We start from the raw sequence: 19,344 nt of genomic DNA on the forward strand, positions 1-19,344 counted from the left end.
CGAACTCTACTGCGACCGGGCGCCGGGGCGGCCTGAAGCCCTGCGCCGTGAACCCCGCCGAGCGCCGCTCCGCGCGCTACACGACGCCGCCGAACAGGCCGCCGTGGGCCATGCCGATGAAGAACCCCACGGCTGCCGCGCCGAGCCCGATGACCAGCAGGAAGCGCTCGGCGGTGGTCGCCGAGATGTACTGGCCGTAGGCGCCGGAGACGATGCCGAGCAACCCGGTCCACGAACTGACCAGGTGCAGGCCGCGGGAGAGCGAGGTGAGAGCGGCGACGGCACCGAGCACCACGGTGATCACGGTGAGGGTGTTCTCCACCGGGTGCGGCCGGCCGTCGGTGTTGAGGGTCAGAACGTGACGCTGCCGGAATTGCCGGAATGTCTGTGCCATGGGGCACCTCCGTGAGCCGACGCGGTAGCGCGCCGTAGCCTCGTGCACACCCTTGGATACAGATTGTCCCGGTTCTTCGGCGGATTTCAAGCGGGGGGACGAGTCCGGGTAGTCTGTACCGTCTGCACCGGTGTCTGCCCTTCACCCGTCGGCCGTTCCCGGCCGGATGTCAGTGGGCGGCGATACCGTTGCGACGCAATGCATGACCCTCCTGCCACGGAAACGCCGTGGCCGCTGAGTCCAAAGGAGGTGGGTTCCATAATGCGTCACTACGAGGTGATGGTCATCCTCGACCCCGATCTGGAGGAGCGCGCTGTCTCCCCCCTGATCGAGACGTTCCTCGCCGTGGTCCGTAACGGCGGCGGCAAGGTCGAGAAGGTCGACACCTGGGGCCGTCGTCGTCTCTCCTACGAGATCAACAAGAAGCCCGAGGGCATCTACTCGGTCATCGACATCAACGCCACGCCCGATGTCGTCAAGGAGCTCGACCGTCAGCTCAACCTGAACGAGTCGGTTCTGCGGACCAAGGTCCTTCGTCCGGAAACGCACTGACGCGTTAAGCGTCGGAGCTGAGTACGGCTACCGAGCAGCCAGCAGCACAGCACACCCGCCGAGAGGTCACCCACCATGGCAGGCGAGACCGTCATCACGGTCGTCGGCAACCTTGTCGACGATCCCGAGCTGCGCTTCACCCCTTCCGGTGCGGCGGTCGCGAAGTTCCGCGTCGCGTCCACCCCGCGCACCTTCGACCGGCAGACCAACGAGTGGAAGGACGGCGAGAGCCTCTTCCTGACCTGCTCGGTCTGGCGGCAGGCGGCCGAGAACGTGGCCGAGTCTCTTCAGCGCGGCATGCGCGTCATCGTGCAGGGTCGGCTGAAGCAGCGTTCCTACGAAGACCGTGAGGGCGTCAAGCGGACGGTCTACGAACTCGACGTCGACGAGGTCGGCGCCTCGCTCCGCAACGCCACGGCCAAGGTCACCAAGACCAGCGGCGGCCGGGGCGGCCAGGGCTACGGTGGTGGTCCGGGCGGCGGCCAGGGTGGCAACTGGGGCGGCCCGCAGGGCGGCTCCGGCGGCGGTGCCCCGGCCGACGACCCGTGGGCGACCGGTGCCCCGGCCGGCGGCGGCCAGGGTGGCGGTGGCGGCTGGGGCGGAAGCTCCGGCGGCGGCTACTCGGACGAGCCGCCCTTCTAAGGGCGGCAAGCGACACACTTCTTGATCACACTGGAGTACAACCATGGCGAAGCCGCCCCCGCGCAAGCCGAAGAAGAAGGTCTGCGCTTTCTGCAAGGACAAGGTCACCTACGTCGACTACAAGGACACCAACCTGCTGCGGAAGTTCATCTCCGACCGCGGCAAGATCCGTGCCCGTCGCGTGACCGGCAACTGCACGCAGCACCAGCGTGACGTCGCCACCGCCGTGAAGAACAGCCGCGAGATGGCGCTGCTGCCCTACACCTCGACTGCTCGCTGAGAGAGGGTGACCGAAGCATGAAGATCATCCTCACCAACGAGGTCAGCGGCCTCGGTGCCGCCGGCGACGTCGTGGACGTCAAGGACGGCTACGCTCGCAACTACCTGATCCCGCGGAGCTTTGCCATCCGCTGGACCAAGGGCGGCGAGAAGGACGTCGAGCAGATCCGCCGTGCGCGCCGGATCCGCGAGATCGCCACGCTGGAGCAGGCCAACGAGATCAAGGCCCAGCTGGAGAACGTCAAGGTCAAGCTGGCCACCCGGGCCGGCGAGGCCGGGCGCCTCTTCGGTTCGGTCACCCCGGCCGACATCGCTTCGGCGATCAAGGAGGCCGGTGGCCCGGCGGTCGACAAGCGTCGTGTCGCCGTCGTGTCGCCGATCAAGACCGTCGGCTCGCACCAGGTGACCGTCAACCTCCACCCGGAGGTCTCGGCCAAGCTGGACGTCGAGGTCGTCGCGGCCTGACGCCTGCCGCTCAGCCGGTAAGCCTGGGAAGGGCCGGTACCCCGCAGGGGGTACCGGCCCTTCCGGCATGCCGCACGTGCGTGTTTCACGTGAAACGGGCGGCGGGGGCTGGTGGCCGTTTCACGTGAAACAGCCGTCGGCCGGGGGTCAGCCGCCGCGGACCGCGCCGGTCACCACCCAGTGTCCGGAGCGGGCCCGTGCCCACAGGAACGCCATCCGCGACACCATGAACAGGGCCATGGCCCACCACAGCACCGTCAGCCCGCCGCCGATCGCGGGGACGGCGAGCGCGGCCGGGACGAAGACGGCCAGCGTGCCCAGCATCGCCCAGGCCAGATAGCGGCCGTCACCGGCGCCCATCAGTACGCCGTCCAGGATGAAGACCACCCCGGAGACCGGCTGGGTGACCGCCACCACCAGCAGCGCGGTCATCAGCTGGGCGCGGACCGCCGGATCGCCGGTGAACAGCGGGATGAACCACGGCCGGGCGACGGCGACCAGGGCGCCGAGGACCACCCCGGAGGCGATCCCCCACTGCACCATGCGCCGGCACGCCGCCCGGGCGCCCGCCGCGTCCTCCGCGCCCAGGTAACGGCCGATGATCGCCTGGCCCGCGATGGCTATGGCGTCCAGCGCGAAGGCGAGCAGGCTCCACAGGGTGAGGAGCACCTGGTGGGCGGCGATCTCGGTGTCGCCGAGGCGGGCCGCGACCGCGGTGGCGACCATCAGGATCGCGCGCAGGCTGAGGGTGCGGACCAGCAGCGGTACGCCCGCGGTGGCGCAGGCCCGGATACCGGCCGCGTCGGGGCGCAGCCGGGCGCCATGGCGTCGCGCGCCGCGCACCACGACGGTCAGGTACGCCGCCGCCATGGCCCACTGGGCGATCACGGTGCCCCAGGCTGAACCGGCGATGCCGAGCCCGGCGCCGTACACCAGGCCCACGTTGAGTCCGGCGTTGGCGGCGAATCCGGCGACCGCCACCACCAGCGGGGTGCGGGTGTCCTGGAGGCCGCGCAGCACGCCGGTGGCGGCCAGCACGACGAGCATCGCGGGGATGCCGAGCGCGCTGATCCGCAGATACGTCACGGCGTACCCGGTCGCCCGGCCGGAGGCACCGAAGAGCTCGGCGAGCGGTCCGGCCCCGGGCACCACCACGGCGACCACGACGGCGCTGAGCAGCAGGGCGAGCCAGATGCCGTCCATGCCCTGGCGGATGGCGGCCTGCCGGTCACCGGCGCCGATCCGGCGGGCGACGGCCGCGGTGGTGGCGTAGGCGAGGAAGACGAAGACGTTGACCGCGGTTGTCAGCAGGGAGGCGGCGACACCGAGTCCGGCGAGTTGCCGGGTACCCAGGTGGCCGACGATGGCGCTGTCGGCCATGACGAAGAGCGGTTCGGCGACCAGGGCTCCGAAGGCCGGGACGGCGAGCGCCAGGATCTCCCGGTCGTGGCGGCGCCGGACCTCCCGGGGCAGCCGTGGGGAACCCTGGGAGCGGTTGCGGGCGGGGGCCGAGGACACCCGCTTAGGATAATCGTCCACAGGTAAGGGATGCAATGGCAAAGTGGCCATTACATTCCGTGGCGCTGAGTGATCGTCTCCGCGCCGTTTGTCGCGATCTCGCGCCAAGCGGGAAAGTTTTTCTCCTACACAGCCAGTGGATGATGAAATCGCAGGTCAGGGCGGTTTCCCCAGGGTGACTGTGGCGTTGTCCACAGCGCTGTCCCCCGCACTGTGCACAGGTTTGGCGGGCTTCTCCACAGGCTGGGGGCCGTCATCCACATGGCCTGTGGATAACCATCTTGGCTGACGGCGCCGCCGGCCCTACCGTTGACCGGCACCCGCGCTGTCCTCCGGCTTCCCCGGAGCCGTCAACCGGTCCCGTCCTCGACGCGCCGGAAACTCGGCGGGGTGCCGTCCAGGTGTCAGAGGCGTGCCGTAGGAATGTGGCACGGAACCGGGGGTCCGCAGGACCGGGAGGAGGTGCGGGGGGTGAGCCAGCCCGAGCCCGTCGACGGCCACTGGAGCGAGGCTCCGCCGGCCGAGCCGCCCTTCCCCGACGGCCCCGGCGACCGGCTGCCGCCCCCTCGCTTCCGGCGCGGCGGCGACCAGCAGCGCGGCGGACGCGACCACGGCGGCCGTGACCGGGACGGCTGGGACGAGGGAGCCCGGGAGCGCGGCTGGGGCGATTCCGGCTTCGAGCGGGTCCCGCCGCAGGACATCGACGCCGAGCAGTCCGTGCTCGGCGGCATGCTGCTGTCGAAGGACGCCATCGCCGACGTGGTCGAGGTGCTCAAGGCCGGTGACTTCTACCGCCCCGCGCACGAGACCGTCTACAACGCCATCCTCGACCTCTACGCCCGTGGCGAGCCGGCCGACCCCATCACCGTCGCCGCCGAGCTGACCAAGCGCGGCGAGATCACCCGGGTCGGCGGCGCGGCCTATCTGCACACTCTCGTCAACGCCGTCCCCACGGCGGCCAACGCCGAGTACTACGCCGAGATCGTCCACGAGCGCGCGGTCCTGCGCCGCCTGGTCGAGGCCGGCACCCGCATCACCCAGATGGGTTATGCCGCCGACGGTGACGTGGACGAGATCGTCAACTCGGCGCAGGCCGAGATCTACGCGGTCACCGAGCAGCGCACCTCCGAGGACTACCTTCCGCTCAGCGAGATCATGGAGGGCGCCCTCGACGAGATCGAGGCGATCGGCTCGCGCAGCGGCCAGATGACCGGCGTGCCCACCGGCTTCACCGACCTCGACGCGCTCACCAACGGCCTCCACCCCGGCCAGATGGTCGTCATCGCGGCGCGTCCGGCGATGGGCAAGTGCCTGGCGGCCGGCAGCCGGGTGCTGGAGGCCCGCTCGGGGGAGTGGATCACCGTCGAGGAGTTCGTCCGGCGTGGCACGGCCGGCGAGGACCTCCAGGTGCTCACGCTCGGCGGCGACTGGAAGCTGCGCGCGGCCCGTCCGTCGGCGTACCACCACAACGGGGTCAAGCCGGTGCGGAAGCTGCGCACCGCGGACGGCGCCACGCTGCGGGCCACCGGCAACCATCCGATGCTCACGCTGCGCGGCTGGGTTCCGCTGGAGCGGCTGCGCCCCGGCGACCACGTCGCGGCCCCCGGCGGGCCGTCCGGCGCGGAGGGGCGGCCGGTCCCGGAGCCGGTGTGGGAGCTGATCGAGGCCGAGAAGGCCGGGCTGACCTGGGCCGAGGTCAACGAACGGGCCGGGCTGCCGGCCGGTCACGACTGGCGGCCCGGGAACCCCGTCGACCGGGCCCGCCTGCTCGACCTGGCCAAGGCGCTCGACTCGCGGGCGCTGGTGGACCTCGCCGAGTCCGACGTGCGCTGGGACCGGGTGGTCTCCAACGAGCCGGACGGCACCGAGGCGGTCTACGACCTGACGGTCGAGGGCACGCACAGCTTCGTCGCCGAGGGCCTGGTCGTCCACAACTCCACGCTCGCCCTGGACTTCGCCCGCTCCGCGTCGATCGCGCACGGCCTACCGAGCGTCTTCTTCTCGCTGGAGATGGGGCGCAACGAGATCGCCATGCGCCTGCTGTCGGCCGAGGCACGGGTGGCCCTGCACCACATGCGGTCGGGCAACATGACGGACGACGACTGGACGCGGCTGGCCCGCCGGATGCCCGAGGTCTCCGCCGGTCCCCTCTACATCGACGACTCGCCCAACCTGTCGATGATGGAGATCCGTGCCAAGTGCCGCCGCCTCAAGCAGCGCAACGACCTGCGGCTGGTCGTCATCGACTACCTCCAGCTGATGCAGTCGGGCGGCTCCCGGCGCCCCGAGAGCCGCCAGCAGGAGGTCTCGGAGATGTCCCGTAACCTCAAGCTGCTCGCCAAGGAGCTGGAAGTCCCCGTCATCGCACTCTCCCAGCTCAACCGTGGCCCCGAGCAGCGCACCGACAAGAAGCCCATGGTCTCCGACCTGCGCGAATCCGGCTCCATCGAGCAGGACGCCGACATGGTGATCCTGCTGCACCGCGAGGACGCCTACGAGAAGGAGTCCCCCCGGGCCGGCGAGGCCGACCTCATCGTCGCCAAGCACCGCAACGGCCCCACCGCCACCATCACGGTGGCCTTCCAGGGGCACTACTCCCGCTTCGTGGACATGGCCGGAAACGTCTGACCGGAGCTGTAGGTTCCCATTTCTTGTGTCCCATTCTCATTCTCTGTGTCCCGTGTCTGGCCCGTAGGACATGTAGATGAGACGTACTGGTCGAGGTGACTGAGTAGTCCGCCATCTTCCACGCGATGGCAACTGAAGAATCTAGAAAGGAGCAGGAATGGGAGTCGATGGAGTGAACGTCGAGACCGGTAGTGCCTCTCACACCCCCTCGGGGTCGCACTGGATCACAGATGAGGAGACTCAGAGGATCGCCGAGACGTTTGTGGCTGCTTCTCCCTATCTCGGTGATATCGCTTGGTCTCAAGCTCCGGTCGGGGAGAATGCGGCGTACCTGTACGGCTTTTCAGGAGAGCTGCCGGAGGACCTTGAACCAGGTGATCCGCTTCCCGAAGGCTGCCGGTGGAGCTGGCAGCTTTCCCTCACTGATCCGTCTGGGCGAGACTTCCGCCTCCACCACAACCAAGTCGTGTCAGCCATCACGAAGGTGGTGTACGAGGGAGACGGTCGGCAGGACAGCATGCGGGCTCTCCGGCTGGGGTGCATCGAGCAGTGGTACACCGAGCCGGCTGACTCCCGTCGTGCTCTGAAACTGGGCCCCGAGGCGGCTGTCACTATTTGTCAGATTGCCTTGTGGGAAAAGGTCGCCTTCCCGTACGAGGACGCGAACGGTCCGTTCGGGACGGGGCGCATGGACTTCTTCGAGGAACAGCGTTGATGGGCCCTGCCTGGCTCGCGCATAGTTTCGATGGTTCATGCGGAGGGGGCGCGTCGGCATGCCCATCGCTCCCAGTGGGCACTTCTGTGTGGGGCAGGGGCACGGTAGTTAGCGATCTCTAGTCTGATCCCGTCATCGCTCGTCCCCGCTGTTGGGGGTGGGTATGCCGCGTGTGCTTGGCGAACTCTCGATGAGCCTTCGCTATTCGGACGGGCAGGTCGACGAGGACCGGCTCTGGCCGACGACAGGCATCGATATCTTCGAGTCATCGGTGCCGTGGCGTACGTTCCGTTGGCGGCACGGCCAGAAGCACTACTCGGGTGCCTACTGGTCCTCCACGATGCGTGACCACGTTGTCTACGAGTCGCGGCTTGAGCTGACGCGCCTGCTGTACGCCGACTTCGACCGGGATGTGACGGCGGTCTTCGCCCAGCCGTTCCTTCTCTCCACCACGGTGGACGAGCGACTGCGGCGCCACGTGCCGGACTTCCTCGTTCTGCGGGAGAGGGACGTACCGCTGGTCGTCGACGTAAAGCCGCGGCACCTGCTCAGCCGGACGAAGGTGAACTTCGCGCTCGGCTGGGCCCGCGAGGTCGTTCTGAGTCGCGGCTGGGACTTCGAGGTGTGGTGTGAGCCTCCGGAGACGGAGCTGGCGAATCTGCGCTTCCTCGCCGGGTACCGGCGCGACTGGTTCTTCAACGAGGACCTGCTTGCGGAGATCCGGGAGGCAGATTTGTACGGGGCCTCGCTCGGCGAGGCGTTCCGTGCCTTTCCGCACCATCCGGAATGGAGGGTCCGGGCGGCTGTCCTGCGGCTGCTGTGGTGCCAGCACTTCGTGACGGATCTTGCTGTGCCTCTGTCCGAGCGACACGAGCTTCGGCAGGGGACGGCTGCCGTGACGGGCTCCGGCAGGTACGAACTTCCCCCGGTCGTCGTGGACGGTGAGCAGGGCATCGACGCCTCGGAGAGCGAAACGACGGTTTATGGGCGGGAGCCTCGCTCGGGAGGTCGGGTGAACGAGTCCGCGGTACGTGTCGGCGTGGGCACGAGGCTGAAGTACAACGGCGAAGTCGTCACGGTGGAGGAGATGTTCGCCTCCCCGGCCGGCAACGAGGTCCTGGTGCGCGACGGTCGGGGCCGCCGACTCCGGTTGTCACTACGGGAGGCACTCGCCTCCGGACGCGCCGGGATCATCCCGGAAGGGCCGGGGCCCGGGGCCGATGAGCCACGCGAGGCGGCCTCTGTGGTGCTGGCACAGCTCACCGACGAGGAGTTGCAGGCAGTGCGTGAGCGCGCCGCCCACATCAACGAGGTCCTCTACGGCTTCCGGTCGGGGAACGCCGAGTTCCCAGAGGAGGGGGAACCGAGAGCGCCGTACGCGGCGACAGTTCCCAAGCTGCAGCGGTACGCGGCCAAGGCCGACGAACTCGGGGTGAGCGTACGCACCATCAAACGGTGGGTTCGGGCCTTCCGGGCAGATCGGGAAGCCGGTCTCGTTCATAACAGGCCAGATCATGGTGACGGCACCATGGGCGGGCTGGGGCGGGCCGATCCGCGGTGGGTGGAGATGGCCCTGGAGATCATGGCCGAGCATGAGAAGGACTCACAGCCGACCCGGGCCAAGGTCATCCGTACCATCGGACCCCGGCTTGCCGCCCGCTATGGCGGCGGCGAGGTGAAGCTGCCGACTCGTGCGACGGCGTATCGCTGGCTCGAGGAGCTGGAGCGGCGCAAGCCGACCTTCAGGCTGAGCACGAAACGCAACCGGGACATCGCCGCAAGGCCGACGGGTGCGTACGGGAAGCTGCGGCCGACGAGGCCGGGCGAGTACCTGCTGATGGACACCACGCGGCTGGACGTCTTCGCGATGGACCCGATCACGCTGAAGTGGGTGCAGGCTGAGTTGACGGTTGCGATGGACTGGTACGACAGGTGTGTCACGGGGATCAGGGTGACCCCGGTTTCCACGCAGTCCATCGACGTCGCGGCGGTGTTGTTCCAGACCTACCGTCCCCGTCCGGCGGGCAAGGACTGGCCTGCATCGGCGGTCTGGCCCGATCACGGCATTCCCCGCACGGTCTTCGTGGAGCGTGAAGCTCTCGAAGCAGGCGGCGGAGACGATAAGGCCGGCGGAGAGAGGGGTGTCGCGGGGCCGGCCATCGTGCCGGAGACCATCGTGGTCGACCACGGCAAGCCGTTCATCAGCGAGCACGTCACTTCGGTCTGCCAGCGTCTCGGCCTGTCGATCCAACCGGCCCGTCTGCGAACGGGCCGGGACAAGGGTCCGATCGAGAGATTCTTCAAGACCCTGCGCGAAGGTCTGCTGGAGTCACTGCCCGGCTACAAGGGACCGGATGTGTTCTCGCGCGGAGAACGGCCGGAAGAGCAGGCGTTCTTCTTCCTCCACGAGCTGGAGGCGATCATCCGCGAGTGGGTGGCCTGCGTGTATCACGCGAGGCCCCACGACGGGTTGCTCGATACGTACGTGCCGGGGCTACGGCTGTCGCCGTCCGCGATGTTCGAACACGGGATCGCTCGCGCCGGATACATCGAGGTGCCGCGCGACCCGGCGCTTGGCTTCGAGTTCCTGAAGACCGAGTGGAAGCCGATCCACCACTACGGCGTCGAGATCCGCAAATGCCGGTACAACGGGGAGGGCCTTGACGGCTATCGCGGTGAGACGAGCCCGTACACGGGGGCGAAGGCCAAGGGAATGTGGCCCATCCATGTCGACCCCGACAACATCAACTACCGGCGATGAAGTTCCCGATCAGCGGTCAGGCGATCGAGCTCGCCCGGAAGCTAGCGGGTAAAAAGTACCGCTTTCCCGACGACGAGACCGCCGTCGCCGAGCTTCTGGAACGCTGGCACCTCGGCCTGGGACTGACCATGGCCGAGCGGCGCATCGCCCTGCGACAGGCCCGCGAACAGTCCGTCTTCGACCTGCCCGCCACCGAGGACGACGACATTCGCACGCTGCCGTCGGTCGCCCGGATCTTCGCCGACGCCCGCGCCCTCGACGAGGAGACCGTCGAGGGCGCGGGCGTTGACGAGGCCGAGCCCTACGAAGGCCTCGCGCCCAGCGATGACGACGAGGAGGACGAACTTGACGGCCCGGATGCGGCCGATGACTTCTACGCCGACGCCCTGGAGGACGCATGATGCCGCCCTGTCCCACCGAGCCGGCCGAAGGTACGCGTCCCCGGCTGGACAACCTCACGCTCTCCCGCAAGGAGGGGCTGAGGGCCCTGGCCGAGGCACCCCGCCGCGTCCAACCGGAGATCTTGACCCCCAAGCAGATCGCTGCCCTCGGCGAGGCGGCGCGGCTGGAGTACGACCACCTCCGCAGCGTCTGGCACGCCAACCTCGGCCCGCTCAAGACGCCGCAGCTCGAAGCACTGCATGAGGACCTGTGGGACATCATCGCCAGCAATCAGCAGGACGGAGACAAGGCCAAGGGAGCCGTCGCGGTGGACGCGTTCCCCGGACTCGGGAAGACCACGGCAGTACTGGACTTCGCCCTGAAATACCACCAGAAGGAGATCGCCCGGGCCGGAGCCTTCACCGCCTCCGGGCACGAACGGTGGCCCGTCTGCCGAGTCGGCCTCACCAGCAACATCGGCATGAAGTGAGCTGCACTGATCTTCGTGGAGTCCTTGAAGCCTGGGTTACGATCCAGGCGTAAGGAGAACCACCTGCAGTGCCAGCACCACGTAAGTACCCCGATGAACTCCGCGAGCGCGCCGTCCGCGAGGTCCGCTCGACCGGCCGCCCAGTGACGCATGTCGCCCGCGACCTCGGCATCCACAAGGAGGCCCTGCGGTCATGGGTTCGCCAGGCCGAGGCCGACGCCGGCGAGCGCGACGACCGCCTGACCAGCTCCGAGCTGGAGGAGCTGAAGCAACTCCGGAAAGAGAATGCCGAGTTGAGGCGGGCCAACGAGATTCTCAAGGCCGCCAGCGTGTTTTTTGCCCAGGAGATCGACCGTCCCCGGACGAGGCCGAGCAGGTGATCGACCACCTGCGAGACAAGGGCCTCGGGGTCGATCCCGTCTGCCGGGTGCTGGGCTTGTCTCCCTCGACGTACTTCGCGCGCAAGACGCGACCGAAGTCCGCCCGCCGGTTGCGTGATGAAGAGCTGATTCCGCTGGTCACAGCCGCGTGGGAGGACTCCGGCCGCACCTACGGCGCCCGCCGGGTCACCCGCGCGCTGGTCCGCGCCGGCCACGCGGTGGCCCGCTGCACGGTCGAGCGGCTGATGCGGGAGCTCGGGATCGAGGGCGTCATCCGCGGGCAACGTCGTCGCACCACGGTCCCCGAGCCGACCGCGCCGCGTCCGCCGGATCTGGTCAACCGGCGGTTCACCGCCGAGCGGCCGAACCAGCTGTGGTTGGCGGACCTGACCTACATCCGCACGTGGTCGGGCTGGGTCTACGTGGCGTTCGTCCTGGACGCGTACTCCCGCCGGATCGTGGGCTGGCAGGCCGCCACCCACATGCGCACGGACCTGCCGCTGGACGCACTGGAGATGGCGCTGTGGCGGCAGCAGATCAAGAAGGACGCCGGCCTCATTCATCACAGCGACCGCGGGTCGCAATACGTGTCCATTCGCTATACGGAGCGATTGGCCGAGGCCGGCGCCTCCGCGTCCGTGGGCTCCGTCGCCGATTCGTACGACAACGCGATGGCCGAGGCCTTGAATGGCACATTCAAGGCCGAACTGATCGAGCATCAGGGCCCGTGGCGGGACTTCGACGAAGTCGAGCGGGCCGTCTTCCAGTGGGTCGCGTGGTACAACGGTGAACGACTCCACTCCGCCCTCGGCTACCTGCCACCCGACGAGTACGAACAGGCGTACTGGGCGAGACCGGAGCAAGTCCCACAGACCGCTTGATCACACGATCGCGGACTCTACGAAAGTCGGGGCAGCTCAAAGGACTTCAACCGAGCCCTGCTGGAGTTCTTCGCACACCCCGGCCGCAAGAGCGGCACGGCCGCGCTGTTCGTCCAGCGTGCCCTGGACTGCGTCCTGGAATGCGAGACCAAACTACTGATCATCGACGACCTGCACTTCCTCAAGTGGCAGGACAAAAACGGCAAGGAGGTCAGCAACCACTTCAAGTACATCGCCAACGAGTTCCCGGTCACCCTCATCTTCATCGGCGTCGAACTGGGCAACCGAGGCCTGTACTCCGAGTCCGACGCCCGCGGCGACATCACCCTCGCCCAGACCGCGCGCCGCACCACCCCGCTGACCATGGACGCCTACTCGGTGCGCAACGACAAGGAACGACGACAGTGGCGCAAGCTCATGCTGGGGCTCGAACAGCGCCTCGTCCTGGCCCGAAAATATCCCGGCATGCTCGCTGACGACCTGACTGACTACCTCTACACCCGCACCACCGGCCACATCGGCTCGTTGATGACGCTCATCAACCGCGGCTGCCAGAGAGCAGCCCGCACCGGCGCCGAACTCCTTGACGAGGACCTGTTGGATCAGGTGAAACTCGATGCCGGGGCGGAGCGGGCGCGCAAGGCGCTGCAGAAGAAGTTCGAGCGCAAGCGGATGACGACCAAGCCCCGCTCCCGCACCGCGAAGACCGCGTCGGCCAAGAACTTGGCATGAGCCCCGTCCGTACGCTGCCGCTGCGTCAGGCCCCGCTCGCCGGGGAGGCCCTGGACTCCTGGATCGAGGCTCTCTCCGTGAGGCTTCGGACACCGCTGGGTGAAGTGATGCAGAGTGTAGGTCTGCCACTTCTGCGGAAGACCGGCAACCAGCTGCTCGGCATTCCGCCGGACTGGACGATCCTGTTGGGCTCGCAACAGACCGCCGCCTTGTCCGTGGCGACGGGCCTGGACGCGGCCCGACTCCGTGAAATGACGCTGCTCCACTACGACCAGCGGGCCCTGGAGATCAACCACGAGCGTCACTTCGTGAACCGCCGGGTGCTCTGGGGACGGGGCGGCGGCTCCCGCTTCTGTCCCGACTGCTTGGCGGAATCCGACGGGCGCTGGATGCTGTCCTGGCGGCTGGGCTGGTCCTTCGCCTGTCTACGCCATCGCCGGCTGCTGGCGGACAACTGTCCAGGCTGCGGGCGCGTCCCTCGTCTGCGACCCCGAAGCTCGCAATGCATTCCCAGGCCCCGGTACTGCGGGAACGCGCCCGCAATATCGGACGGTTCCTTCACCAGCGGTTGTGGCCTCGACCTCGCGCAGACGCTCACCCTCCGTCTGCCCGTCGGCCATCCGGCTATGGCCGCGCAGAGCCGCATCACGGACATCGTCGAGAGCGGCACCTCTACCTTCGGCGTCTACGCCCTCATGCCGCAGCCGGCGCCGGGCGCACTCAGCGACATCCGTGCCCTCTGCGGACGCGTGCTGTCCGACCTCTCCGCCGAGGACCTCATCCGCCGGGCCCCGTACGACATCGCCGGAGCTCACCTCCGTCCCGATGCAGGCTGCACGCTCGCCGGCCGGGCGGGGGATCGACCCGGCTTCATGGCCCCGGCCAGAGCCGTGAGCGTGGCGAGCGCCGTCACCGTCGCGCTGGGCATCCTCGACCAGCCGGACATTCACCAGGCCGGCGAGGCGATGCGGGACCTGCTCACGGATCTGCACGACGACCTTTCCGAGGTCAGCATCGGCCAGCTCAAGAACTGGGGGACCCGAGTGACCCCCGTTTTCACTGGCATCCAGCTAGTGTCCTGAGTCGTTAATTCGTGTGCAGTATGCGGCGAGAGTGCCGAGGATGTCGTCGGCGGTCTTCGTCCAGACGAGCGGCTTGGGGTTCTTGTTCCATTCGTTGATCCAGCCGCGGATGTCCCGTTCGAGTTCGACGACGCTGTGGTGGGCCGAGCGGCGGAGTTTGCGGCAGGTCAGCTCGGCGAACCAGCGCTCGACGAGGTTGAGCCAGGACGCCGAGGTGGGGGTGAAGTGCAGGTGGAAGCGGGGGTGCCGGAGCAGCCACTTCTTGACCGGCTCGGTCTTGTGGGTGGCGTAGTTGTCCAGGACCAGGTGCAGGTCCAGGTCCTTGGGTACGGCGGCGTCGATGGTCTTCAGGAAGCGGAGGAACTCCTGGTGGCGATGGCGTCGGTAGTGCTGGGCTATGACCGAGCCGGACGCGATGTCCAAGGCGGCGAACAGGCTGGTCGTGCCGTGCCGGACGTAGTCGTGCGTCATCTTCGCCGGCGTGGCCGGCGCCATCGGCAGCACCGGCTGGGTCCGGTCCAGGGCCTGTATCTGCGACTTCTCGTCCACTGCCAGGACCAGGGCGTTCTGCGGCGGGGACAGGTAAATGCCCACCACGTCGCGGACCTTGGTCACGAACTGCGGGTCGGTCGACAGCTTCCAGGTCTCCACGATGTGCGGCTTGAGGCCGAACGCCCGCCAGATCCGGGAGACAGCCGACTGCGACATCCCCACCGCCTCGGCCATCGAACGCGTCGACCAATGCGAATCTCCTGTCGGCGGCGCCTGACCGAGCGTCCTGGCGACCAGGGCCTCGACCTGCTCGTCCGTAATCTTCCGCGGCGCCCCCGAACGCGGCCGGTCCACCAGGCCCTCCAGCCGGTCCGCGGCAAACCGGGACCGCCACTTGCGCACCGTCTCCCTCGAGACACCCAGGTCATCCGCGACCTGCGCGTTCGGCCGGCCCTCCGCGCACGCCAACACGATCCTCGACCGCAGCACCAGCGCCTGAGAGGCGGTCTGCTTGCGCATCCAACCCCGCAGCACCCGGCGTTCGTGATCGGACAACTCCAGCGGCAACGGCTTCGGACCAGGCACCGCCCCACCCTACAACTGCAAGGGAACTAACGACTCGGGACACTAGTGTCCTGAGTCGTTAATTCGTGTGCAGTATGCGGCGAGAGTGCCGAGGATGTCGTCGGCGGTCTTCGTCCAGACGAACGGCTTGGGGTTCTTGTTCCATTCGTTGATCCAGCCGCGGATGTCCCGTTCGAGTTCGACGACGCTGTGGTGGGCCGAGCGGCGGAGTTTGCGGCAGGTCAGCTCGGCGAACCAGCGCTCGACGAGGTTGAGCCAGGACGCCGAGGTGGGGGTGAAGTGCAGGTGGAAGCGGGGGTGCCGGAGCAGCCACTTCTTGACCGGCTCGGTCTTGTGGGTGGCGTAGTTGTCCAGGACCAGGTGCAGGTCCAGGTCCTTGGGTACGGCGGCGTCGATGGTCTTCAGGAAGCGGAGGAACTCCTGGTGGCGATGGCGTCGGTAGTGCTGGGCTATGACCGAGCCGGACGCGATGTCCAAGGCGGCGAACAGGCTGGTCGTGCCGTGCCGGACGTAGTCGTGCGTCATCTTCGCCGGCGTGGCCGGCGCCATCGGCAGCACCGGCTGGGTCCGGTCCAGGGCCTGTATCTGCGACTTCTCGTCCACTGCCAGGACCAGGGCGTTCTGCGGCGGGGACAGGTAAATGCCCACCACGTCGCGGACCTTGGTCACGAACTGCGGGTCGGTCGACAGCTTCCAGGTCTCCACGATGTGCGGCTTGAGGCCGAACGCCCGCCAGATCCGGGAGACAGCCGACTGCGACATCCCCACCGCCTCGGCCATCGAACGCGTCGACCAATGCGAATCTCCTGTCGGCGGCGCCTGACCGAGCGTCCTGGCGACCAGGGCCTCGACCTGCTCGTCCGTAATCTTCCGCGGCGCCCCCGAACGCGGCCGGTCCACCAGGCCCTCCAGCCGGTCCGCGGCAAACCGGGACCGCCACTTGCGCACCGTCTCCCTCGAGACACCCAGGTCATCCGCGACCTGCGCGTTCGGCCGGCCCTCCGCGCACGCCAACACGATCCTCGACCGCAGCACCAGCGCCTGAGAGGCGGTCTGCTTGCGCATCCAACCCCGCAGCACCCGGCGTTCGTGATCGGACAACTCCAGCGGCAACGGCTTCGGACCAGGCACCGCCCCACCCTACAACTGCAAGGGAACTAACGACTCGGGACACTAGCCGCGGCAAAAGGCGGCCTGCGTCCCGCCAACTATCTGCGGCATCGCATGACGTCACCGGTGCCAAGGCGACCGATGGCGAACAGCGAGGACATCACACGGCGGAGCCGGAAGGTACCCAGTACCTTCTGGAACCTGTGGACCCTGCGGCTCACCCCGCCCGACGGCACCGTCCCGCGCATCCTGGCTCCCGCCCTGGCCGCCGCCCTGCTGACCGTCGACAGCCGCACCGACTTCGACACCGCCACGGAACTCATGGGATCGGTGGCCGACCGTATGGACGTCTCCCACGCCCTTCAGCGCTTGGACGATCAGCCGCAGTGGCCCCACATCGCCACCGCCCTGACCAGGCTGGCCGACTACCTCGACACCTCGGACGTCCCCATCGACTACGCGCGGCGACGCAGTCTCGACTACACCACACTGCTGCCGCCGGGACGCTGGGGTGAGATCTGCCGCCGCACCGGCACACACCCCGGAGGCGAGCGCCGAGAACAGATCATCCGCTGCCACCTCTTCCAGCGCATCAGCGGATTCCCGCCCGAATTCGCGCCTGGCGCCCCGACCCTTGGTGCGGCGTTGTTCCGTACGGAATACTTCCGCTTCCTCGCCCTGCAGAGCCCGCAGTTGGCGGAGGCACTCGATGTCGAGGCGCAGGCCTTCCTCGCCACCCGGCACATCCACGACGAGCCGGTCGCCTGGCAACCGCCCAAGGCCCTCCTGGACGGACTCGCCCTCCCCGGCCTCGACCCAGACCAAGTCGACCTACCACAACTGCATCGCCTCATCCGCCAGCGCAGGCACGCTGTCCAGTACGCGGCCGACGTCCTCGGCACTTCCGTCGAAGCCGTCCGGTACCTCCTGGGAGGACATCCCGCCCGACTGCCCCCGCCGACGACATCCCAGGGCACGGCCAGGGAAGACTACGCCAGGGCCATGCAGACCCTGCCGAAGGAACGCATGGCCCGTCTGTACCTCGACGAGCACCGTTCTCTGTCGCAGATCTCCGAGCTCACCGGCTTCTCCTACAGGGTGCTGACCCGTCTCGCCCGTGAGTACGCGATCCCGATGCGCAGGCGCGAGGATTACAAGAAGCATGCACCGGTCGAACGGGACTGGCTCTACGACCAGTACGTCGTGCACCGTCGGCTCTTGTCCGATCTCGCTCGCGAGAGGGGCATGCACACGAAGACCATGGCCGACTGGGCGCGTCACCACGAGATTCCACTTCGCCATGGCGGAGCACCCCCGGCTGCGTATCGCGCGCCGGACTGGGCTGCCCGTGTTCCGGCGGCCGTGCGGGACGCTCTGACCGCCCCCTACGCCTGGAAATGGTTGGAGATCGTCGTTGCCGCACTGCCGTACGCCACGATGAGGGAGGCAGCCCAGGCCCTCGGTGTCCACCCTTCCACGCTGATCAAGAAGATCAACGAATTCGAAAGGGAGCTGGGCCACGCCCTGATCGAACGTGCTGAACGTGGCCGAGGGATGCGACCGACCCCGTTTGGTGCCGAGGTAGCGCAGGCCGTTAGGACGGCCATCACAGGCTCCAACAGAGCGGGGCCGCTCAGTTCCCCTGCATGAGGCTCGTCTAGGCCGTTTATCAAAAGTGGATCTTGGGTTCTGAATGATCACGCTTGATGGGAAGGGGGCGAAGGCGGGGTGGCCGCCCGTCTGGCCTCGGCGGCGGCTGATCGACGGCATACGGTTTCGAGTCCGGACCGGTGTTCCCTGGCGGGATGTGCCCATCGAGTGGGGGCCGTGGGGCCGGGTCTACGACCTGTTTCGCCGGTGGCCGGGTGACGCCCCGTACGCCGGAGGCGGCCCCTGCCGGGATGGCTGGGCTGGCGTCACGACGTACATCACCGGAACACACCTGCACGGGCCGGCCGCAGTCCGGCTGCCGCACGCGGCGGCGGGGTTTGACCACTGCACGACTACGGACGGATGGTGCGGGAGAGCGCGACAGGCTGCAGCCCTCTCGCCAAGACGACCTGCATGCCTGGAGCGTGACCCGCAGGTTTCGCGCGATGGCCGTGCTGCGCGGTGGACCGAATTTGAGAGTACGTTCCACTTCTTGATCAGACGAGGACCGTTGGATACGCTCCACCGATACGGTGTGTGACGCTCAGGGAACATCCGGTGTGCAGCCACCGGTGCAGGGGGTGGGTGGGCTGTGCCTGACTCGATAGCCGTGCCGACGGGTGTCCAACCAATTAGCTTCGACGTGCACGCAGTCCGCGGGGGAAGTCCCGGCGGAGCCCGCGACGACTTCGAAACGATGATCGCTCAGCTTGCCGCCGCGACGACCCCAAACGTACGGTCCATCGCTGCCAACCCGGGCGACTGGGGTATCGACGCCTTCGCCGGAAACCTCGGCGGGGCGATCACAGTGTGGCAGTCCAAGTACTTCATGCCGGTCACCACCAAGAAGCACGTACAGCAGGTCAAAGACTCGCTCGACAACGTGCTGAAGGCAGCCGTCAAGAACGGCCACACCATCGCCAGCTGGATTCTGTGCATCCCCTCCAGCATGGACGGCCCCATGACGGCATGGTGGGACACGTGGACGAAGGCGAGGGAGAAGGAACACAGCCTCGTCATCCAACTCTGGGACGAGACCGCCCTCCGGAAGAAGCTGCTTAGCCCCGAGGGCGACGACGTGCGTCGCGGCTTCTACGAGACGTACGCTCAGGCCGTCCCTGCCCCCGTGGAGCAGCTTCGGCTGGTACTCGAAGTCGAGGACGACAAGGCAGCCGCCCTTGGCTCCGCCTTGTTCATTCGGCAGATGACTGAGGCCGGCCACGTGGAGCTGGACTCGGCCAAGAGGCAGTTTTTCAATGCCGATCTGGTGGCTCGAGAGATCGCGCACAAGGATGTTCCGGCGGAGGTGGCGGCGCTCAGTTCCGCCGATGCGACGCTCCACGGTCTATGGGAGATGCAGTTCAACGAATGCGTGGCCGAGGACGCGCTTCGGGTTCTCCATACCCGTGTCTGGCGGGACGTACGCAACGAGCACGACAAACTGCCGAAGTCGCTCCGCCTGGAGCTGGTGCACAGCTGGGGGCTGGTCCACCGGCTCGTGGACAACCGCAAAGCGGGCTGGGTCAAACACTGGCGGCAGATCGCCGCCGAGCACTCCGACGGCTGACACGCCGTCTCCTGTCCTGTCAGACCTACGAGGAGTTCGC

19 protein-coding genes and 2 pseudogenes are annotated in these 19,344 nt (G+C 67.9%); 17 read left to right on the forward strand and 4 right to left on the reverse strand.

The genetic code is table 11. From position 1 onward, the window contains the following. Window positions 1-76: 76 nt before the first annotated feature. Complete coding sequence (locus SCATT_RS14775) at window positions 77-394, reverse strand: hypothetical protein (RefSeq protein ID WP_014143878.1); 318 nt, start codon at window positions 392-394, stop codon at window positions 77-79. A gap of 261 nt (window positions 395-655) precedes the next feature. Between SCATT_RS14775 and rpsF the strand changes: the two genes are divergently transcribed. The 4 genes from rpsF (at window position 656) to rplI (ending at window position 2,332) form a co-directional block, all read left to right on the forward strand. Further along, on the forward strand, window positions 656-946 hold the full coding sequence (gene rpsF, locus SCATT_RS14780; RefSeq protein WP_014143879.1) for a 30S ribosomal protein S6: 291 nt from the start codon (window positions 656-658) through the stop codon (window positions 944-946). Between the two features lie 75 nt (window positions 947-1,021). Then, complete coding sequence (locus SCATT_RS14785; protein ID WP_014143880.1) at window positions 1,022-1,588, forward strand: single-stranded DNA-binding protein; 567 nt, start codon at window positions 1,022-1,024, stop codon at window positions 1,586-1,588. Window positions 1,589-1,631: 43 nt separating this feature from the next. Beyond that, entirely contained in the window at window positions 1,632-1,868 is a 237-nt protein-coding gene (gene rpsR / locus SCATT_RS14790; RefSeq protein WP_014143881.1) for a 30S ribosomal protein S18, read from the forward strand. Between the two features lie 17 nt (window positions 1,869-1,885). Continuing rightward, window positions 1,886-2,332 carry a 50S ribosomal protein L9 gene (rplI, locus tag SCATT_RS14795; protein WP_014143882.1) on the forward strand — a complete coding sequence of 149 codons (447 nt, stop codon included), beginning with the start codon at window positions 1,886-1,888 and terminating at the stop codon, window positions 2,330-2,332. A 147-nt stretch (window positions 2,333-2,479) separates the two neighbouring features. On the opposite strand, the gene SCATT_RS14800 is transcribed toward rplI, so the two are convergent. Continuing rightward, window positions 2,480-3,850 carry an MATE family efflux transporter gene (locus SCATT_RS14800; protein WP_014143883.1) on the reverse strand — a complete coding sequence of 457 codons (1,371 nt, stop codon included), beginning with the start codon at window positions 3,848-3,850 and terminating at the stop codon, window positions 2,480-2,482. A 471-nt stretch (window positions 3,851-4,321) separates the two neighbouring features. Between SCATT_RS14800 and dnaB the strand changes: the two genes are divergently transcribed. The 10 genes and pseudogenes from dnaB to SCATT_RS14845 all read left to right on the forward strand — a co-directional run bounded on the left by dnaB (window position 4,322) and on the right by SCATT_RS14845 (window position 13,900). Beyond that, window positions 4,322-6,478 (forward strand): replicative DNA helicase, encoded by a 2,157-nt coding sequence (gene dnaB / locus SCATT_RS14805; protein ID WP_014628109.1) that lies wholly within the window; start codon window positions 4,322-4,324, stop codon window positions 6,476-6,478. 172 nt (window positions 6,479-6,650) lie between these two features. Next, the gene (locus SCATT_RS39550; RefSeq protein WP_231905093.1) at window positions 6,651-7,193 is read left to right on the forward strand and encodes a hypothetical protein; all 543 of its coding nucleotides are present in this window, start codon (window positions 6,651-6,653) and stop codon (window positions 7,191-7,193) included. A gap of 163 nt (window positions 7,194-7,356) precedes the next feature. Then, entirely contained in the window at window positions 7,357-9,954 is a 2,598-nt protein-coding gene (locus tag SCATT_RS14815; RefSeq protein ID WP_014143886.1) for a TnsA-like heteromeric transposase endonuclease subunit, read from the forward strand. After that, entirely contained in the window at window positions 9,951-10,355 is a 405-nt protein-coding gene (locus SCATT_RS39555) for a hypothetical protein (RefSeq protein WP_014143887.1), read from the forward strand. Before SCATT_RS14815 ends, SCATT_RS39555 begins: the two co-directional genes overlap by 4 nt. Then, window positions 10,352-10,825 (forward strand): hypothetical protein, encoded by a 474-nt coding sequence (locus SCATT_RS14820; RefSeq protein ID WP_014143888.1) that lies wholly within the window; start codon window positions 10,352-10,354, stop codon window positions 10,823-10,825. Before SCATT_RS39555 ends, SCATT_RS14820 begins: the two co-directional genes overlap by 4 nt. A gap of 68 nt (window positions 10,826-10,893) precedes the next feature. After that, window positions 10,894-11,073 (forward strand): annotated as a pseudogene (locus SCATT_RS39560) (transposase); the annotation flags it as partial. Next, on the forward strand, window positions 11,019-12,086 hold the full coding sequence (locus tag SCATT_RS14830; protein WP_014142133.1) for an IS3 family transposase: 1,068 nt from the start codon (window positions 11,019-11,021) through the stop codon (window positions 12,084-12,086). The pseudogene SCATT_RS39560 and the gene SCATT_RS14830, both read left to right, overlap by 55 nt. Before the next feature lie 60 nt (window positions 12,087-12,146). Next, a pseudogene (locus SCATT_RS39010) lies at window positions 12,147-12,305 on the forward strand (ATP-binding protein); the annotation flags it as partial. A gap of 144 nt (window positions 12,306-12,449) precedes the next feature. Beyond that, a complete protein-coding gene (locus SCATT_RS39015) occupies window positions 12,450-12,818 on the forward strand; it encodes a hypothetical protein (RefSeq protein WP_014143890.1) in 369 nt (122 codons plus the stop codon). Then, a complete protein-coding gene (locus tag SCATT_RS14845; protein WP_014143891.1) occupies window positions 12,815-13,900 on the forward strand; it encodes a TniQ family protein in 1,086 nt (361 codons plus the stop codon). Before SCATT_RS39015 ends, SCATT_RS14845 begins: the two co-directional genes overlap by 4 nt. Here SCATT_RS14845 and SCATT_RS14850 read toward each other — a convergent pair. Then, window positions 13,889-14,977 (reverse strand): IS630 family transposase, encoded by a 1,089-nt coding sequence (locus SCATT_RS14850; protein WP_014143892.1) that lies wholly within the window; start codon window positions 14,975-14,977, stop codon window positions 13,889-13,891. The genes SCATT_RS14845 and SCATT_RS14850 overlap by 12 nt on opposite strands. 42 nt (window positions 14,978-15,019) lie before the next feature. Further along, window positions 15,020-16,108 (reverse strand): IS630 family transposase, encoded by a 1,089-nt coding sequence (locus SCATT_RS14855; protein WP_014143893.1) that lies wholly within the window; start codon window positions 16,106-16,108, stop codon window positions 15,020-15,022. 120 nt (window positions 16,109-16,228) lie between these two features. Here SCATT_RS14855 and SCATT_RS14860 point away from each other — a divergent pair, with 120 nt between their 5' ends. From SCATT_RS14860 to SCATT_RS14865, 3 genes are all read left to right on the forward strand, one after another. Further along, window positions 16,229-17,737: a helix-turn-helix domain-containing protein gene (locus tag SCATT_RS14860; protein ID WP_014143894.1), complete on the forward strand. Its 1,509-nt coding sequence runs from the start codon at window positions 16,229-16,231 to the stop codon at window positions 17,735-17,737. Window positions 17,738-17,780: 43 nt separating this feature from the next. Beyond that, the gene (locus tag SCATT_RS39565) at window positions 17,781-18,278 is read left to right on the forward strand and encodes a transposase (RefSeq protein ID WP_231905094.1); all 498 of its coding nucleotides are present in this window, start codon (window positions 17,781-17,783) and stop codon (window positions 18,276-18,278) included. Window positions 18,279-18,434: 156 nt separating this feature from the next. Next, window positions 18,435-19,304, forward strand: a complete 870-nt coding sequence (locus tag SCATT_RS14865) for a hypothetical protein (protein ID WP_014143895.1) — start codon at window positions 18,435-18,437, stop codon at window positions 19,302-19,304. Window positions 19,305-19,344 lie beyond the last annotated feature (40 nt).

Origin of the sequence: Streptantibioticus cattleyicolor NRRL 8057 = DSM 46488 (genome assembly GCF_000240165.1) — a bacterium.
Lineage (GTDB): Bacteria > Actinomycetota > Actinomycetes > Streptomycetales > Streptomycetaceae > Streptantibioticus > Streptantibioticus cattleyicolor.

Bases quoted from the DNA above. Each gene is read 5' to 3' on its own strand.
- SCATT_RS14775 (WP_014143878.1), bottom strand. From the start codon at position 394: ATGGCACAGACATTCCGGCAATTCCGGCAGCGTCACGTTCTGACCCTC.
- rpsF (WP_014143879.1), top strand. From the start codon at position 656: ATGCGTCACTACGAGGTGATGGTCATCCTCGACCCCGATCTGGAGGAG.
- SCATT_RS14785 (WP_014143880.1), top strand. From the start codon at position 1,022: ATGGCAGGCGAGACCGTCATCACGGTCGTCGGCAACCTTGTCGACGAT.
- rpsR (WP_014143881.1), top strand. From the start codon at position 1,632: ATGGCGAAGCCGCCCCCGCGCAAGCCGAAGAAGAAGGTCTGCGCTTTC.
- rplI (WP_014143882.1), top strand. From the start codon at position 1,886: ATGAAGATCATCCTCACCAACGAGGTCAGCGGCCTCGGTGCCGCCGGC.
- SCATT_RS14815 (WP_014143886.1), top strand. From the start codon at position 7,357: ATGCCGCGTGTGCTTGGCGAACTCTCGATGAGCCTTCGCTATTCGGAC.
- SCATT_RS39555 (WP_014143887.1), top strand. From the start codon at position 9,951: ATGAAGTTCCCGATCAGCGGTCAGGCGATCGAGCTCGCCCGGAAGCTA.
- SCATT_RS14820 (WP_014143888.1), top strand. From the start codon at position 10,352: ATGATGCCGCCCTGTCCCACCGAGCCGGCCGAAGGTACGCGTCCCCGG.
- SCATT_RS14830 (WP_014142133.1), top strand. From the start codon at position 11,019: ATGGGTTCGCCAGGCCGAGGCCGACGCCGGCGAGCGCGACGACCGCCT.
- SCATT_RS39015 (WP_014143890.1), top strand. From the start codon at position 12,450: ATGGACGCCTACTCGGTGCGCAACGACAAGGAACGACGACAGTGGCGC.
- SCATT_RS14845 (WP_014143891.1), top strand. From the start codon at position 12,815: ATGAGCCCCGTCCGTACGCTGCCGCTGCGTCAGGCCCCGCTCGCCGGG.
- SCATT_RS14860 (WP_014143894.1), top strand. From the start codon at position 16,229: ATGGCGAACAGCGAGGACATCACACGGCGGAGCCGGAAGGTACCCAGT.
- SCATT_RS39565 (WP_231905094.1), top strand. From the start codon at position 17,781: ATGATCACGCTTGATGGGAAGGGGGCGAAGGCGGGGTGGCCGCCCGTC.
- SCATT_RS14865 (WP_014143895.1), top strand. From the start codon at position 18,435: ATGATCGCTCAGCTTGCCGCCGCGACGACCCCAAACGTACGGTCCATC.